Source organism: Methylobacterium sp. W2, assembly GCF_020662345.1.
Taxonomy (GTDB): Bacteria; Pseudomonadota; Alphaproteobacteria; order Rhizobiales; family Beijerinckiaceae; genus Methylobacterium.
This window is the reverse complement of sequence record NZ_VMOA01000004.1, coordinates 23,595-40,594: the sequence shown is the minus strand read 5'-3', so window position 1 is coordinate 40,594 and position 17,000 is coordinate 23,595. Positions and strand designations below refer to the sequence as shown.

General features: G+C 66.9%; 12 protein-coding genes. 11 read left to right on the top strand and 1 reads right to left on the bottom strand.

Translation table 11 applies throughout. The features are described from left to right. The first annotated feature begins 22 nt into the window (after positions 1 to 22). Positions 23 to 1,210: an MFS transporter gene (locus FPV16_RS03280; protein WP_227436071.1), complete on the top strand. Its 1,188-nt coding sequence runs from the start codon at positions 23 to 25 to the stop codon at positions 1,208 to 1,210. Between the two features lie 69 nt (positions 1,211 to 1,279). Here FPV16_RS03280 and FPV16_RS03275 read toward each other — a convergent pair whose 3' ends face one another. Next, positions 1,280 to 2,869 carry a catalase gene (locus FPV16_RS03275; protein WP_227436069.1) on the bottom strand — a complete coding sequence of 530 codons (1,590 nt, stop codon included), beginning with the start codon at positions 2,867 to 2,869 and terminating at the stop codon, positions 1,280 to 1,282. A gap of 148 nt (positions 2,870 to 3,017) precedes the next feature. On the opposite strand from FPV16_RS03275, the gene FPV16_RS03270 reads away from it, so the two are divergent. The 10 genes from FPV16_RS03270 to FPV16_RS03225 all read left to right on the top strand — a co-directional run bounded on the left by FPV16_RS03270 (position 3,018) and on the right by FPV16_RS03225 (position 16,833). Beyond that, entirely contained in the window at positions 3,018 to 3,977 is a 960-nt protein-coding gene (locus tag FPV16_RS03270) for a LysR substrate-binding domain-containing protein (protein WP_227436067.1), read from the top strand. A gap of 30 nt (positions 3,978 to 4,007) precedes the next feature. After that, entirely contained in the window at positions 4,008 to 5,057 is a 1,050-nt protein-coding gene (locus FPV16_RS03265; RefSeq protein ID WP_227436065.1) for an AbrB family transcriptional regulator, read from the top strand. Between the two features lie 4 nt (positions 5,058 to 5,061). Beyond that, complete coding sequence (locus tag FPV16_RS03260) at positions 5,062 to 5,409, top strand: diacylglycerol kinase (RefSeq protein ID WP_227436063.1); 348 nt, start codon at positions 5,062 to 5,064, stop codon at positions 5,407 to 5,409. Between the two features lie 145 nt (positions 5,410 to 5,554). Beyond that, complete coding sequence (gene ilvA, locus FPV16_RS03255; RefSeq protein ID WP_227436060.1) at positions 5,555 to 7,120, top strand: threonine ammonia-lyase, biosynthetic; 1,566 nt, start codon at positions 5,555 to 5,557, stop codon at positions 7,118 to 7,120. A 241-nt stretch (positions 7,121 to 7,361) separates the two neighbouring features. Then, positions 7,362 to 9,512, top strand: a complete 2,151-nt coding sequence (locus FPV16_RS03250; protein WP_227436058.1) for a methyl-accepting chemotaxis protein — start codon at positions 7,362 to 7,364, stop codon at positions 9,510 to 9,512. 86 nt (positions 9,513 to 9,598) lie between these two features. Beyond that, positions 9,599 to 10,483 carry a prolipoprotein diacylglyceryl transferase gene (gene lgt / locus FPV16_RS03245; RefSeq protein WP_227436056.1) on the top strand — a complete coding sequence of 295 codons (885 nt, stop codon included), beginning with the start codon at positions 9,599 to 9,601 and terminating at the stop codon, positions 10,481 to 10,483. Next, a complete protein-coding gene (locus FPV16_RS03240) occupies positions 10,480 to 11,556 on the top strand; it encodes a class I SAM-dependent methyltransferase (RefSeq protein ID WP_227436054.1) in 1,077 nt (358 codons plus the stop codon). The genes lgt and FPV16_RS03240 overlap by 4 nt, the downstream gene beginning before the upstream one ends. A gap of 310 nt (positions 11,557 to 11,866) precedes the next feature. Then, positions 11,867 to 12,190 carry a rhodanese-like domain-containing protein gene (locus tag FPV16_RS03235; RefSeq protein WP_227436053.1) on the top strand — a complete coding sequence of 108 codons (324 nt, stop codon included), beginning with the start codon at positions 11,867 to 11,869 and terminating at the stop codon, positions 12,188 to 12,190. Between the two features lie 142 nt (positions 12,191 to 12,332). Continuing rightward, a complete protein-coding gene (locus FPV16_RS03230) occupies positions 12,333 to 13,481 on the top strand; it encodes an efflux RND transporter periplasmic adaptor subunit (protein WP_227436051.1) in 1,149 nt (382 codons plus the stop codon). Between the two features lie 142 nt (positions 13,482 to 13,623). Then, the gene (locus FPV16_RS03225; RefSeq protein ID WP_227436049.1) at positions 13,624 to 16,833 is read left to right on the top strand and encodes an efflux RND transporter permease subunit; all 3,210 of its coding nucleotides are present in this window, start codon (positions 13,624 to 13,626) and stop codon (positions 16,831 to 16,833) included. The last annotated feature ends 167 nt before the right edge of the window (positions 16,834 to 17,000 follow it).

The following is a 17,000-nucleotide window of genomic DNA, read 5'->3' as shown; positions in this document are numbered from 1 at the left end:
ACTCGTGAAAGCCCCGCATCGCGTGACCGAACCGACATTCCGAACCGCCCGTCCCGTCCTCGTCGGGCTCGGGATGATGCTGGTCGCGTTCAACATGCGCCCCGCCCTCACCTCCGTCGGCCCCCTGCTCGACGCCATCCGCGCCGAGACCGGCTTGACCGCCGCCGGAGCGGCATTCCTGACGACCCTGCCGGTCCTGTGCCTCGGCCTCGCCTGCGTGCTCGGCCCGATTATGGTCCGGCGGACGGGGGCGGAGCGTGGTGTGTTGGTCGCGATCCTGGTCATCGCCCTCGGCTCGGCCCTGCGCGGTCTCGGAGGGCTTCCGCCCCTATTTGCCGGGGCCTGTATCGCGGCCGTCGGGATTGGCCTCGCTGGTGTCCTGTTGCCCGGGCTGGTGAAGCGGGACTTCTCCGGGCAGGCCGGGTTGATGACCGGCCTCTACACCATGGTCCTCTGCCTCGGCGCGGCGACGGGCGCCGGATCGGCGGTGCCCCTGGCCAATGCCTTCGGAGGCTGGACGCGGGCGATGGCGGTCTGGGCCGTGCCCGCCGTGGCGGCGGCCCTCGCCTGGATCGTCTTCGTGCCCCACCGGGAGAAGGGGCCGCCCGCCGCCCGACGCCGCCCGCTCTGGCGCGATTCCCTCGCCTGGCAGGTCACCGGATTCATGGGCCTGCAATCGTCCCTCGCCTACATCACGTTCGGCTGGCTCCCGGTCTTGCTCCAGAGCCGTGGCCTCTCGGCGGTGGAGGCCGGGTTCGTCACCTCGGTCATGAGCATTGGGCAGGCGCCGAGCGCCCTCCTCGTCCCGGCCCTCGCGGCGCGGCTCCGGGACCAGCGCGGTATCGCGATCGCCCTTCTCGTCCTCTCGGCAGCGAGTTTCCTCGCCCTCGTCGATGGCCCTGTCGCCTTCGTTCTCCCGTTCGGCATCGGGCTCGGACTGGGGATAGGCGGCCTGTTCGGCCTCGCCCTCACCATCGTGGTGCTGCGCGCCCGCGACGTGGTCGGCGCGGCCGACCTCTCGGCCATGTCCCAGGCGGTGGGCTATTCCATAGCCGCCCTCGGTCCGCTGGGATTCGGCTTGGCGCACGACCTGTTCGGCGGCTGGCGCGTCTCGGCCGGTCTGTTCTGCGCCATCGCCCTGGCGTCCGGAATCTTCGCCCTCGGCGCGGGCCGCGACCGGAAGGTCGGAGCCCCTCCCGCCGCGGAATGACTCTATAAAAAAATCCCCGCGATCACGAGGATCGCGGGGAGGTCACGGTTCAGTCCGAACGATCGGAGCTTATTCGGCGGCGACGCGGTGAGCGTGGCTGCCATCGGTGTAGGTCTCGGCCTGGAGACGCTTGCCCGGAGCCGCGCGGCCCGGAAGCGGCGGAAGGGCCTTAGCCTTCTCCAGATCGATGCCCGCACCCTCGGCGACGCGACGACCGTAATCCTCGTCGGCATGCCAGAAATGCCAGACCATCCGTAACTGGATGGGCTCAGGGCACTGCTTCATGTCGCCCACGAGATTGGCGATCAGGTCGTCACGCTCCCAATCCTGGAACGAACGGTACCGAACGCCGGCCTGGGTGTAATCGTCCTCCGTGCGCGAGGTCTGGAAGCGGCCGAGCTGGCCCTGCACCGGCTGATGGTAGTCCTTGGCCGGCTTCGGAGCCTCAGCGAGGCCTTCGCCTAGGGTGGAGGGCTCGTAGTTGATGTGGCGGTTCCGGCCGGTGCCGTCGACGCCGTAGGTCATCTGGCCGTCGCGCTGGTTCGAATAGACCTTCACGCCGGGCTGGGGCGCGTTGATCGGCAGCTGCAGGTAGTTCGCGCCGACGCGGTAGCGCTGGGTGTCCGAATAGGACAGCGTGCGGCCCTGAAGCATCTTGTCGTCCGAGAAGTCGATGCCGTCCACGAGCACGCCGGTGCCGAAGGCCGACTGCTCGACTTCCGCGAAGAAGTTGTCCGGCACGCGGTCCAGCACCATCCGGCCCACCGGCAGCAGCGGGAAGTCCTCGACCGGCCACAGCTTGGTATCGTCGAGGGGATCGAACGACAGGTGGTCGTTCGGCCCGTCCGGCATGATCTGCACGCAGAATTCCCACTCGGGGAAGTTGCCCTTGGAGATGTTGTCGTAGAGGTCGCGGGTAGCGTGTCCGACATCCTTGGCCTGGATCTCAGAGGCCTGGGCCGAGGTCAGGTTGCGGATGCCCTGCTTCGGCTCCCAATGAAACTTGCACAGCACCGCTTCGCCCTGGTCGTTGACGAGCTTGTAGGTGTTGACGCCCGAGCCCTCCATCTCGCGGTAATTCGCGGGGATGCCCCAGGGCGACTTCAGATGCGTCACCATGTGGATCGCTTCGGGGTGCTGGGCCACGAAGTCGAAGAAGCGCCATGCCTCCTGGCGGTTCGTCACCGGATCCGGCTTGAACGCGTGGATCATATCGGGGAACTTGATCGCGTCGCGGATGAAGAAGACCTTGAGGTTGTTGCCGACGAGATCCCAGTTTCCGTCGACGGTCTTGAACTTCACCGCGAAGCCGCGCGGGTCGCGCTCAGTCTCCGGGCTCTCCTTGGCACCGGCCACGGTGGAGAAGCGCACGAACATCGGCGTCTTCACGCCGGTCTCGTTCAACACGCGAGCGCGGGTGTACTTGGAAGCCGGCTCGTTGCCGATCTTGCCGTAGGCTTCGAAATAGCCGTGTGCGCCGGCGCCGCGGGCATGGACAACGCGCTCCGGAATGCGCTCGCGGTCGAAATGAGTGATCTTCTCGATGAACTGATAGTTCTCAAGGGTCGCAGGTCCCCGCTCGCCGACCGTGCGCGTACTCTGGTTGTCACGGACCGGATGGCCCTGGCGGGTGGTCAGTATCGGGCGTTGATCGCTCATGCGGAACTCTCTCCTGAAATGTCGGGACGATCCGGATCGGGCGTGCGGCGTCGCCGCGCCATCCTGGAATCGTTCTGAGACACCCTTATGAACCGCGCTCGATCGTTTGGCTAATGCATCGTCGCAAAGGCTGCGATAGATAGAGCCTATGAACGTGTCGGGTCTGTCCCTCCGGGATCTGGAATATGCCGTGGCCGTGGCCGACGAGAGCCACTTCGGCCGGGCGGCCGAACGCTGCAACGTCAGCCAGCCCACGCTGAGCGTGCAGGTGCGCAAGCTCGAGGAAGCCCTGGGCCTCGTCCTGTTCGAGCGTGGCAACCGACGGGTCATGCTGACACCGGCGGGGCAGAGCATCGTCCGGCAGGCGCGCACCGTGCTGGCCGAGGCGCAGCGCCTGCTGGCCCTGGCAAGCGAAGGGCGCGGCGCGCCGCTCACCGGCCGCCTCGTCCTCGCGGCGATCCAGACCCTCGGCCCCTACCTGTTTCCCCTCGTGCTTCGGACGTTGAGGCAGGAATTTCCCGTCCTGTCCCTGGCGCTGAGCGAGGCCAGGACCGCGGAGATTTTGGAAGGACTTCGCGATGGCCGGATCGATGCGGCACTGATCTCCCTGCCGGTCCCGACCTCCGGGCTGACCGTCTCGCCCCTGTTCATCGAGCCGTTCCTGCTGGCCTGCCCCGCCGACCATGCCCTCGCCCAGGGCGGGGCCTTGCGGGCAACCGACATCGCCGGGCCGGACCTGCTTCTCCTCGACGAGGGGAATTGCCTGCGCGATCAGGCCGTTGCCGCGTGTGGCGCCGGCTCGGCGGCCGGGCGCCACGCCACCTCGCTCGAGACGCTGCGCTCGATGGTCGCGGCCGGTGCCGGCTACACCCTCCTCCCCGCCCTCGCCGTGCCGGCCGGGGCCGATGCCAGCGGTCTCACCGTGACGCGCAGCTTCGATGTGGATGGACCGGGCCGGACCATCGCGCTCGCCTGGCGGTCCAGCGATCCGCGCGCCGCCGGCCTGTCGCATCTGGCGAGTTTCTTCCGGGCTCAGGCGCCCGCCGGGACCGCGGCGTTTCGCGACGATGCCGGGGCGAACCGTGACAGCGTCGCCGATCCGCTGTAAGGGCGGGCGCCTCCCCACCATCGGTTTCCCGTGCTCAGCCCGCGTTCTCTCGGCCTTTGGACGGCGCTTGTCGCCGCCTCGGCCGCCATTGCCTACAGCCTCACGCTGGCCCGGTTTCCGGCGGCGCTCCTCCTCGGGCCGATGCTCGTGGCCATCGCTTTCGGGGTGGGCGGGGCGAGCCTGTCGCTGGCGCGGCCCGGCTTCCAGGCGGCACAGTCCATCATCGGCTGCCTCGTCGCCAAATCCGTGACTGCCGATATCGTCGGGACGCTCCTCGATGACGGATTGCTGATTCTCGCCGTGGTCCTCGTCACCGTGATGGCCGGCGCCATCGTCGGCTGGGCGTTGACCCGCCTGCGGATCCTTCCCGGCAGCACCGCCGCCTGGGGCTCCTCCCCCGGCGGAGCCGCCGCCATGACCGCCATGGCCGAGGAATACGGCGCCGACCCGCGCCTCGTCGCCTTCATGCAATATGTCCGCGTCGCCGCCGTGGTCCTCTCGGCCTCCGTGGTCGCCCGCATCCTCACCGATACGTCGAGCACCGCGAAGGCCGCGTCCCTGGCCGAGGCCGGCATCCTTCCCGTTCTCGCCACGCTGGCGGTGGCCGGCATCGGTTTCGGGCTCGCCCGCCTCCTGCGCCTGCCGGCGAGCGCCCTCGTCGGGCCTATGATCCTGGGCGCCGTGCTCCATGCCATGGGCCTCGTCTCGATGACCCTGCCCGAACCGCTCCTCGATCTCGCCTATGCCTGTATCGGCTGGTATGTCGGCCTGCGCTTTACGGCGCAGACCTTGCGCGAGACATTCGCCGCCCTGCCGGGCATCCTCGTCGCCACCTTCGCCGTCATCGCCCTGTGCGGCGGCTGGGCCTACGGCCTCACCTTTCTGCTGCCGGTGGACTTCCTCACGGCGTTCCTCGCCACCAGTCCGGGCGGGCTCGATTCCGTGGCGATCATCGCCGTCGGCTCCAAGGCCGACGTGTCCTTCGTCCTCGCCGTCCAGACCCTGCGCCTGTTCGTGGTGCTGCTCACCGGCCCTCTTCTCGCGAAATGGATCGCCCGCGGCGCTCCCGCGGACCGCTGACCCCATGCGCGCGCTCTATCTCGCCTTCCTCAATTCCTGGCGCGGCCTCGTCTTCGGTGCCCGGACCGAGCGGGCCCTGCGTCTGGAACTCGTCCTGCTTGTGCTCGGCGTGCCTGCCGCGTTGGTGATGGGCACCACGCTCTGGATCCGCGTGGCGCTCCTGGCGAGCCTGCTCGTGGTGCTGGCGGCGGAGTTCCTGAATACCGCGATCGAGAAGCTCTGCGACCATCTCCACCCCGCTCATCACGCCAGGATCGGCATCGTCAAGGACCTGGCCTCCGCCGGGGCCTTCATGGCGCAAGCCCTCGCCGCCCTGGTCTGGATGGCGGCCGTCATCGACAGGTTCTTCTGACGCCGTTCGTTCTTCGCCAACTCCGCCACGGGCGGCGCCTTGTCCCACCGGGCCGGGGGATCGTCCCTCGCTTCTTCCTCTCCACGGGCGTATCCCGAACCTCATCCGATACCGATTCCGAACCTCCGACGGAGCACGCGTCTCCTTGACCGACTACATCCGCAAGATCCTCACCGCCCGCGTCTACGATGTCGCCATCGAGAGCCCGCTCGATCCCATGCCGCGCATGTCCGCGCGCCTGGGGCGCCCGGTCCTGCTCAAGCGCGAGGATCTGCAGCCGGTCTTCTCGTTCAAGCTGCGCGGCGCCTACAACAAGATGTCGGGCCTCTCGTCCGAGGTACTGGCGCGCGGGGTCGTCTGCGCCTCGGCGGGAAACCACGCTCAGGGCGTTGCTCTCGCCGCGGCCCGGCTCACCGTGCGCGCCGTCATCGTGATGCCGCGCACCACGCCGGCTATCAAGGTCGATGCCTGCCGCGCGCGCGGGGCCGAGGTCGTACTCTTCGGCGATACGTTCGACGAGGCGCTGGGCCGTGCCCGCGAGCTCGAGACCGAGCAGGGGCTGACCTTCCTTCACCCGTTCGACGATCCCGATGTGATCGCCGGACAGGGCACCATCGGCATGGAGATCCTGACCCAGCATTCCGGGCCGATCGAGGCGATCTTCGTGCCGATCGGCGGCGGCGGTCTCGCAGCCGGCATCGCCACCTTTGTGAAGTACCTGCGGCCCGAGACCAAGGTCATCGGCGTCGAGCCGGATGATGCCGCCTGCATGGCGGCGGCTCTTGCCGCCGACGAGCGCGTGACCCTGGCGACGGTCGGCCTCTTCGCCGACGGCGTTGCCGTGCGTCAGGCCGGCGAGGAGACCTTCCGCCTCTGCCGCGAGCATCTCGACGGAGTCATCACCGTGGATACCGACGCCATGTGCGCGGCGGTCAAGGACATTTTCGACGATACCCGCGCGGTTTCCGAGCCCTCCGGCGCGCTGGCTCTCGCCGGTGCGAAGGTCTACGCGGCGCGCGAGGGCAGTTCGGCGGGGACGCTGGTGGCGATCTCGTCAGGTGCCAACCTCAACTTCGACCGCCTGCGCCACATCGCCGAGCGCGCCGAGATCGGCGAGCAGCGCGAGGCGCTCCTCGGCGTCACGATCCCCGAGCAGGCGGGCGCCTATCGCGCCTTCATCCGCCATCTCGGCCCGCGCGCGATCACCGAGTTCAATTACCGCTACGCGCCCTCGGCCGAGGCGCAGATCTTCGTGGGCATCAACCTGCCCGGCGGAATCCCGGAGAAGCGCGACCTCATCGCCGGCCTGCGGGCCGACGGCTACAGCGTGGTCGATCTCAGCGACAACGAGATGGCCAAGGTGCATGTCCGCTACATGGTCGGCGGCCGTTCGACCGGACTCACCGACGAGCGCATCTACCGGTTCCAGTTCCCGGAGCGTCCGGGTGCCCTTCTGCGATTCCTCGACGGTCTGGCGGACGGGTTCAACATTACCCTGTTCCACTACCGGAACCACGGCGCCGATTATGGCCGGGTGCTCGCCGGAATCAGCGTCCCCGCCGAAGAGCGCCAACGTTTCGACACCGCCCTCGGCGCTCTCGGATACCCGTATGTCGACGAGACGGACAATCTTGCGTACCGCCTGTTCCTGGCGACGGGAGAGGTTACTCGATCGGAGCTCCAGATCTCCGATCGTACTTCGAGCTACTGAGATTCGGCGGACGGCGGCTGCAGGGCTGTCGCGCGGACAAGCCTCAATGCGTGAAACGCATTGAGGCACCGGATGAGATATTTTGAATGCCGTTTGCATGAGGCCCCATTCATGGAAGCTCAGGCCATGCCGAAACAGCATCTCTCGCCCGTGAAAATTACGCAGTCCGGGCCTTAAGGAACACTTTCTCAATTTGTCACCCGATATTCAGAGCCCTGATTTCCCAAGGGCACACAGCTTTATGTCGATCACCACCAGTCTCAATGTCCGCCTACCTGTCATCATTGTGGGCTTGGCGATGGTCAGTACGGCCCTCATGGGGAGCCTGAGCTGGTATTCAGCTAGGTCCGGGTTGACCTCCGCTGTGCAGGAAAGACTCGAATTCGCTGCCACGGCCCGAAAGACCGGGCTGGAACTGATTGCCGACCGCGCCCGCGGGGATCTTATTGCGACCGCCGGCAACAACCAGATCTCGAGCAATGTCGGCGATCTGGTTGAGGCCCTCGATCCGACGAAGGCCGACTACGCCGGCCTCGTGCAGGCCTTCACCAGCCCGACGACCGCGCAGGAACGCATGGCCGTCGAGGGCACCGGTACCATGTATGGCCGTCGCCACGCCAAGGTGCAGGAAGTCGCCCGCAAGCTCGTGGAGCGCTCAGGCTATGCCGACCTTCTCTTCATCGATGAGGACGGGCGCATCGCCTACACCACCACGAAGGGCGCGGATTTCGCCCATGGCCTGTCGGAGCCGGACCTGCAGAAGTCCGGTCTCGCTAGGCTCATCGAGCGCCTCAAGACCGCTGAGCCGGATGCGGTGCTGACCGAGGATTTCGCGGCCTATCCCACGGATACCGGTCCCTCCGCCTTCCTCGGCCGCGGCATTTACCGCCGCGCCAACGTCGCCATGGGAACCGGGCAAGCCGCCTCGCGGATCGGCTTCCTCGTTCTGCGCGTGACGCCCGCCCTGTTCGACGCCTCGCTGTCCGAGCGGAACGGCCTGGGCGCCACGGGACAGGTGATGGCCGTCGGTTCCGATGGCCTGCTGCGCGGCAATCCACCCCTGACCCCCTCCGCGAAGGCGGGCATGCCCGTCGCGACGGCGGGCCTGGACGCCGAGAGCCTCAAGTCCGGCAAGCCCTTCGTCTATGGCAGCGGCGACAAGGCTCGCCTGGCCGCCACCGCCTCGATCTCGATGCTGGGGTCCCCCTGGACCATCGTCGCCGAGCAGGCCCAGAGCGAGGCGCTCCATTCCGTAGATAGCCTGACGCGGTCGCTGCTCATGTCTGCCCTCGCGGTCCTCGCCGCCACCGCCGTTCTCGGCCTGCTCTTCGCCCGCAGCATCGTCCGGCCCCTCGGCGCCCTCGCCCGTGCCCTCCAGGCCCTGGCCCGTCGCGAGACCCTCGACGAGGTCCCCGGCAGCCGTCGTGCGGACGAGATCGGCGAGATCGCCCGCGCCGTCGTCACCATCCGCGACATTTCTCTGGAAGACGCGGCCCAGCAGCTTCGCACCACCGAAGCCTCCCGCATGCGCGCGGAGATCGAGCGCCGCGCCCTGCTCAACGAACTCGCCGACAATTTCGAGCGCTCCGTCGGCCGCATCGTCGATGGCGTGTCGTCCGCCTCCGCGAGCCTGCATGACGCATCGAACAGCATGACCATGACGGTGGACGGCACGGTCAGCCGTTCGACCTCCGTCGCCGCCACCGCCCACCAGACCGCTGGTAACGTCAACGCGGTCGCTGCGGCCGCCGAGGAGCTCGGCGCCACGGTGCAGGAGATCGGCCGTCAGGTCGAGCAGGCCGCCGACATGTCCCGCTCCGCCGTCGAGGAGGCGAGCCGCACCGCGGAGACGATGCGCACGCTGTCGGTTGCCGCGACGCGCATCGGCGACGTGGTCGGCATGGTCCAGCAGATCGCATCGCAGACCAATCTGCTGGCCCTCAACGCCACCATCGAGGCCGCGCGTGCGGGCGAAGCCGGACGCGGGTTCGCCGTCGTGGCGGCCGAGGTGAAGAACCTCGCCGAGCAGACCTCCCGCGCCACGGCCGAAATCCACCAGCAGGTGGAGGCGATCCAGGGCGCGACCAATGGGGCGTCGGGGGCGATCCAGGGCATCGTCTCGCGGATCGAGAGTATGAGCATGGTCACCAGCAGCATCGCCGCGGCGGTGGAAGAGCAGAGCCTCACGACTCAGGAGATCGTCCGCAACATGGGGCAGGCTTCGGCCGGTACCGGCGCCATGACCACGGATATCGAGGAGGTCGCCCGCTCGGCGGCCGAGGCCGGCACCTCCGCCGGCCGGGTCCTGCTGGCTTCGGAAGACCTGTCGACACAGTCCGACAGCCTGCGTGCGGAAGTCGGTCAATTCCTCGCGACGGTGCGCGCCGCCTGACCCGTCATGGGCCTCCCGCGTCGACCGAGGGTTGACGCGGGAGGCCCGGCACGTCCAAAGCCGGCCCCCATCCTGGAGGCCAGCCGATGCCGCCGTTGCTCGCCCTGCCCTTCCCCGCCATCGATCCGGTGGCGGTGGCGATCGGCCCGATCACCATCAAGTGGTACGCCCTGTCCTACATCGTCGGACTCGTCGGCGGATGGTTCTATGCCCGCCGGCTGGTGGCGGCGGACAGGTTCTGGGGTGTCGTGCGGCGGCCGAGCCTCAACGACATCGACGACCTCATCGTCTGGGTCGCCCTCGGCGTCGTGCTCGGCGGCCGCATCGGCTACGTCCTGTTCTACAACCTGCCGCTCTATCTCGACGATCCCCTCGAGATCCTGGCGATCCGCAACGGTGGCATGTCGTTCCACGGCGGCTTTCTCGGCGCGGTGCTGGCGATGGTGCTGTTCGCCCGTTCGCGAAAACTGTCGCCCTATACCCTTCTCGATCTCGCCGCCGTCGTCGTTCCCATCGGCCTGTTCTTCGGCCGCATCGCCAATTTCGTGAACGGCGAACTCTGGGGCCGGATCGCGCCGGATTTCGCCTACGCGGTGGTGTTCCCCTCGGGCGGCCCGCTGGCGCGGCATCCGAGCCAGCTCTACGAGGCGGCCACGGAGGGGGCTCTGCTCTTCGTGGTGATGGCCATCGCCGTCCGTCGCTTCGGCTTTCGCAAGCCGGGCCTGCTCGGGGGAGTCTTCGTCCTCGGCTACGCCCTCGCCCGCACGTTCTGCGAGTTTTTTCGTGAACCCGACCGGCAGCTTGGATACCTCTTCGGTACCGGGGACTGGCGCTATGGCGGCATCACCATGGGAATGCTGCTCTGCGTGCCGATGGCCCTGATCGGCATCACCTATATCGTCCTCGCTGCCCGCGGTGTGACACGGCCGCGCCATGAACAGGCGGAGACCGTCCGGGCCGACGCAGCGTGACCACGCCGCTTTTCGCCGAGATCCGCGACGAGATCGTGGAGGCCGGGCCGATGAGCCTCGCCCGTTACATGGCGCTCTGCCTCGGACATCCGGTCCACGGCTATTACCGCACCCGCGATCCCCTCGGCACCCGCGGCGATTTCGTCACCGCGCCCGAGATCAGCCAGATGTTCGGTGAGTTGATCGGCATCTGGATCGCCCTGACATGGGCCTCCATGGGTGGACCGAGCCATCTCGTCCTGGCGGAGCTCGGGCCCGGTCGCGGCACGCTTATGGCCGATGCCCTGCGGGCCCTTCACCGGGCGGCGCCGGATTGGACGCCCGCCATCCACCTCGTCGAGACAAGCCCCGTTCTTCGGGCCGCGCAGATGTCCCGCCTCGGAGCCGCGTCGCCGACGTGGCACGATGGGATCGAGACTCTGCCCGACGGGCCGATGATCGTCATCGCCAACGAGTTCATCGACGCCCTTCCCGTTCGCCAGTTCCAGAGGACGGAGCGTGGCTGGTGCGAACGCCTCGTCGGTCTCTCTCCGGATGGCGGCCGCCTGGCCTTCGGCCTCGCGGCGGAGCCCGACCGGGAGATCGCGGCCCAGGCACCGGTCGGCGTGTTGATGACCGTTCCGGGCGCGGCCCTCGACATCGTCCGGACCCTGAGCCGGCGGATCGTCGCTCAGGGCGGCGCGCTCCTGGCCATCGATTACGGCCATGCGCGACCCGGTTTCGGCGATACGCTCCAGGCGGTTTCGGCCCATCGCTTCACCGATCCCCTGCTGGCCCCCGGCGAAGCGGACCTGACAACCCATGTCGATTTCGCCGCCCTCGGTCGGGCCGCCGCCGGTGAGGGAGCCCGCATCGATGGGCCCCTGGACCAGGGGGCGTTCCTCCTGAACCTGGGCCTGCGACAGCGCGCGGATCGCCTGAAAGCCGCGGCGAGCGATGCTCAGGCCGAAGCGGTCGACGCCGCCTTCCATCGCCTGACAGCATCGGGAAAGAGAGGCATGGGCAGCCTGTTCCAGGCCATTGGGATCGCTGATCCAAGACTAGCTGTTCTCAGCGGTTTTTCCTCAGCTTAGATGCTATATTAATACTAAATATAAAGCTTATCTGTTCAACCAAATGTATATATAGTTTTTGCTTTAATATTTTTATATTATCTGTTGTTTTTTATCCTCGGCCCTTGGATGCGGTGCAGGTTCGTGGACTCAGGACAGACAAGGGCTCCTGCGAAACCTCCTTGGCTTGATGCCGCGACAACGGTTGTCGGTCCTGCACCCGGATGGCCACGTCGGGGCTTCGGCCGACAGGGATTTGCCGGGATGACGCCTGACGCATAAGAACATTCGCCACAGGTCACCGTGTGGCGACCAAGCGAGGGCTAGGCGCATGAAGGTTGTCGATCTCGACCGGGAGACGATCAAGCGGGGGCTCGACGATCGCTCGATCCTGCTCATCGACGTGCGGGAGCCGCACGAGTATGCGGCCGGCCACATTCCGGGTTCCGTGGCCCACCCCCTGTCGACCTTCGACACACACGCCTTGTCGGCGCTGATCGCAAAGGACGGGCGCCGCCCGGTCTTCTCCTGCGCGGCCGGTGTCCGTTCGGTGCACGCCCTCGCCGCCGCTCAATCCGCCGGGATACCGGTCGAGGAGCATTATGTCGGCGGGTTCAAGGACTGGTATCTTGCCGGGGAAACCGTCGAGTCCTGAACATTCGGTGTCATAAGTCCGGCCGAACGGCGGTCTGGCGACTATTCGACGTCACAATCCCATCGCTCCACGGGCCATGTGCGGCAGCGCACGACATCACGGGAACGGTGCCTTTAGCTCGCAGGGCGCAGGGAAAAGCAACATGATCAAGCGTCCGCTCTCCGGATGGTCGTCCGCGATCCTCCTGTCCGCCGTATTTCTGGCCTTCGCCCCGCCGGTTTCAGCCCAGGCGCCCGGTGGTCCGCCGCCGAAGGTGACCACGGCCAAGCCGGTGGTTCGCGAGATCGTCGAGACCGATATGTATACGGGCCGGTTCGATCCCGTGGAGATCGTCGACGTGCGGGCGCGGGTCACCGGCTATCTCGAGAAGGTTAATTTCGTGGACGGCGCCACAGTCAAGAAGGGCGACCTGCTCTTCGTCATCGACCGTCGCCCCTATAAGGCCGCCCTCGATCAGGCCAAGGCCGCCCTCACCTCCGCCCAGGCCGGATTGACCTTCTCCCAGACCGACCTCGAACGCGCTCAGACCCTGAGCCGTTCCGGCAATATCTCCGAGCAGGTGACGGATCAGCGCCGGCAGGCGTCGCAGACGGCTCAGGCCAATGTCGACAGCGCCGATGCGCAGTTGCGCCAGGCGCAACTCAATTACGATTTCACAGAGGTCCGGGCCCCGATCTCGGGCCGAATCAGCCAGCGCCTCGTCACCGAGGGCAACATCGTCATCACCGACCAGACCCAGCTGACGACGATCGTCTCCCTGGATCCGATCTATTTCGGCTTCACCGTGGATGAGCGCTCCTTCCTGAAGTACCAGGGCAGCCTCGGTATCGGCATGGGCCAGACCCAGAAGGGCAAGGGCGTTCCGATTCTGATCGCCCTGACCAACGAGGTGAAGCCGACCCGCAAGGGTACCCTCGACTTCGTGGACAACCGGGTCGACAACGCCACGGGTACGGTGCTGCTGCGCGCCACCGTCGAGAACCCGGATGGTTTCATCAAGCCGGGTCTGTTCGGCATCGTCTCGCTGCCGGCGACGAAGCCCTTCCAGGGCATCCTCCTCCCCGACGAGGCCATCTCCGCGAACCAGGACAAGCGCATCGTCTACATCGTCGCCGACGACGGTTCGGTGAGCACCCGCGACGTGAAGCTCGGGCCGAAGGTCGACGGATACCGCGTGATCCGCGAAGGCCTGAAGGGCGACGAGAACGTGGTCGTCAACGGCCTGTCGCGCGTCCGCCCCGGTGCCAAGGTGGCGGCGGAGGCGAGCACCCTGCCGCCGAGCCGCACCTGACGCGCAACCCATTCTAGACCGGACCCGCCGGTTCCCGCCTTCCGTTTCAGGGGCGTGACATCCGGCGGGTTCGTGACGGCGAACGAAGAAACATTCCCGCGGAGGTGGCTCGAGAGCTCCTGTGCGGCGAGAGGTTTGACCGATGCGCTTTGCCCACTTCTTCGTCGATCGGCCGATTTTCGCGTCGGTCACGTCGATCATCTTCCTGATCCTTGGCTACGTCTCGTACGAGTCGCTGCCCGTCGCTCAATATCCTGAGATCGTACCGCCGACCGTCGTCGTGCGCGCCTCCTATCCGGGCGCCAATGCCGAGACGGTGGCGGCGACGATCGCGACGCCCATCGAGCAGGAGGTGAACGGCGTCGACAACATGCTCTACATGACGTCGCTGTCCACCAATGACGGCAACATGCAGCTGACCGTCACGTTCAAGGTCGGCACCAACCTCGATATCGCCAACGTGCTGGTGCAGAACCGTCTCTCGGTGGCGCAACCGCGCCTGCCGCCCGACGTGCGCAACCTCGGCGTCACCGTCCGCAAGTCCTCGCCCGATCTGATGATGGTCGTGCACCTGCTGTCACCGGACAACACCTACGACCAGAACTACCTCTCGAATTACATCTACCTGCGCATTCGCGACGAGTTGCTGCGCCTCGACGGCGTCGGTGACATCACGGTGTTCGGCGGCAGCGAGTACGCCCTGCGCATATGGCTCGACCCGAACAAGCTCTCCGCCTACGGCCTCTCGACCACCGACGTCATCTCGTCCCTCCAGGAGCAGAACGTCCAGGTCGCCTCGGGCGCCCTTGGCGCCCCGCCAGCGCCGAAGGACAACGCCTTCCAGCTCGTCGTCCAGTCCCAGGGGCGCTTTCAGACTCCGGAGGAGTTCACCGAGGTCATCGTCAAGGCCAGCGACGGCCGCCTCGTGCGCGTGAAGGACATCGCTCGAACCGAGATGGGCCAGAAGGACTACACCACCCAGTCCTTCCTGAACTCCACCCCGGCCGTTGGCGTCGGCGTGTTCCAGCGTCCGGGGACCAACGCCCTCGAAGCCGCATCGCAGGTGCGGGCGACGATGGAGACGATCAAGAAGAATTTCCCGCCGGGGGTCCAGTACCGGATCGCCTACAACCCGACGGAATTCATCGAGGAATCGGTCCATGAGGTCTACAAGACCTTGTTCGAGGCCGTAGCCCTCGTGGTCATCGTGGTCATCGTCTTCCTGCAGAGCTGGCGCACGGCGCTGATCCCGGTGATCGCGATCCCGGTCTCGCTGATCGGCACCTTCGCGGCCATGCAGGCCTTCGGCTTCTCCATCAACAACCTCACCCTGTTCGGGCTGGTTCTCGCCATCGGCATCGTCGTCGACGACGCAATCGTCGTGGTGGAGAATGTCGAGCGGAACATGGCCGAGGGGCTTTCGCCGGGAGACGCCGCGCACAAGACCATGGACGAGGTGGGCGGCGCGGTGCTCGCCATTGCCCTTGTCCTGTCCGCGGTGTTCATCCCCACCGCCTTCATCCCCGGCATTTCGGGGCAGTTCTACAAGCAGTTCGCGCTCACCATCGCAGCCTCGACCATCATCTCGATGTTCAACTCGCTGACGCTGTCACCGGCGCTCTGCAAGCTGCTGCTCAAGCCCCACCACGAACACGCTAAGCCGAAATTCTTCCTGACCCGGTTCGTCGCCTGGCTCGCCGACCTATTCAACCGGGGCTTCGACAAGCTGTCGCATGGCTACGCCGCCACGGTTCAATTCCTGACCGGCCGCATGATCGGCCTGCTCGGCATGATGGTGGTCTACGCCGCGATCATCGCCGGCACGCTGCATGTGGCTACGACGACACCGACGGGCTTCATTCCGCAACAGGACCAGGGCTACCTCATCGGCGTCGTCCAGCTGCCCGCGGGCTCGGCGCTGGAACGCACCACCGCCGTGGTGCGGCGGGCCGCCGACATGGCCCTGAAGGTCGACGGCGTCGCCGATGCCGTCATCATCTCGGGCTTCGACGGGGCGACCTTCACCAACACCACCAACGGCGCCGTGATGTTCCTGGTCCTGAAGGGGGCAAAGGAGCGCGCCACGACCGGCAGAACGGCGGCCGCCATCACCGGCGACGTGTTCAAGGCCACCGCCTCGATCCAGGAAGCCCGGGTCCTGTTCATTCCGCCGCCCCCGGTCCGCGGCCTCGGCACCGGCGGTGGCTTCAAGATGCAGATCGAGAGCCGCCAGAACTCGGCCATCGGTCCCCTGCTGGCCGCCACGAACGAGATCCTCGGTCAGGCGAACCAGAGCAGCGACGTCCAGCGGGTGTTCACCACCTTCGGCAACGACACACCCCAGCTCTTCATCGACATCGATCGCACGATGGCGCGGATGCTGAACGTACCGCTGGCTTCGGTCTTCGCCACCCTGCAGACCAATCTCGGCGGCGCCTACGTCAACGACTTCAACACGTTCGGCCGCATCTACCAGGTGCGCGCGCAGGCGGATGCGGCCTTCCGCCTGGAGAAGGGCGACATCGAACGGCTCAAGGTCCGTTCCTCCACCGGCGCCCTGGTGCCGATGGGGACACTGGCCTCGATCCGCGAGATCAGCGGGCCGCAGATCGTGCAGCGGTTCAACCTGTTCTACTCGGTGCCGATCCAGGGCGATGCCAAGCCCGGCGTGTCGACCGGCCAAGCGCTCGCGGCGATGGAGAAGATCGCCCAGTCCCTGCCGGAGGGCTACGCCTACGACTGGACCGAGATCGCCTTCCAGCAGAAGGCGACGGGTAACACCGCGATCTACGTCTTCGGTCTCGGCGTGCTCCTCGTCTTCCTGGTGCTGGCGGCGCAGTACGAATCCTGGGCGCTGCCGCTGGCGATCATCCTCGTCGTTCCGACGGGCGTGCTCTCGGCCCTGGGTGCGGTCCAGTTCAGGGGGCAGGACAACAACATCCTGACCCAGATCGGACTGATCGTGCTCATCGGTCTGGCGGCCAAGAACGCGATCCTGATCGTGGAATTCGCCCACCAGCTTGAGGAGACGGAGAAGAAGGGGCCGGTCGCCGCCGCGGTGGAGGCCTGCCGCCTGCGCCTGCGCCCGATCCTGATGACGGCCTTCGCCTTCATCCTCGGCACGGTGCCCCTCGTGATCGCCACCGGCCCCGGCGCCGAGATGCGCCAAGCGCTCGGCACCGCAGTCTGCTTCGGCATGATCGGCGCGACCTTCTTCGGCCTGTTCCTCACCCCGGTCTTCTACGTGGCGATCCGCAACGTCCTGATCTGGTTCGCCAAGAAGCGCGGCAAGGATCCGCACGACACCACCCCTGACAAGCACGATCCCCACGCGACGCCATCGCACGCGTGACGACGACAGGCTCCGGCGCGCGATGGACGCGCCGGAGCCACGGAAAAGGGGTTGCGCACGGGGGACCGTGAAGCTAAGACCCCTCAGCCCTTCACGGGGCGTCGAAGCGTAGCGCGATCCGGTCAGCGCATTGGTCCCAAGGCCAGTAGCCGGAGCGCAATTCTAGG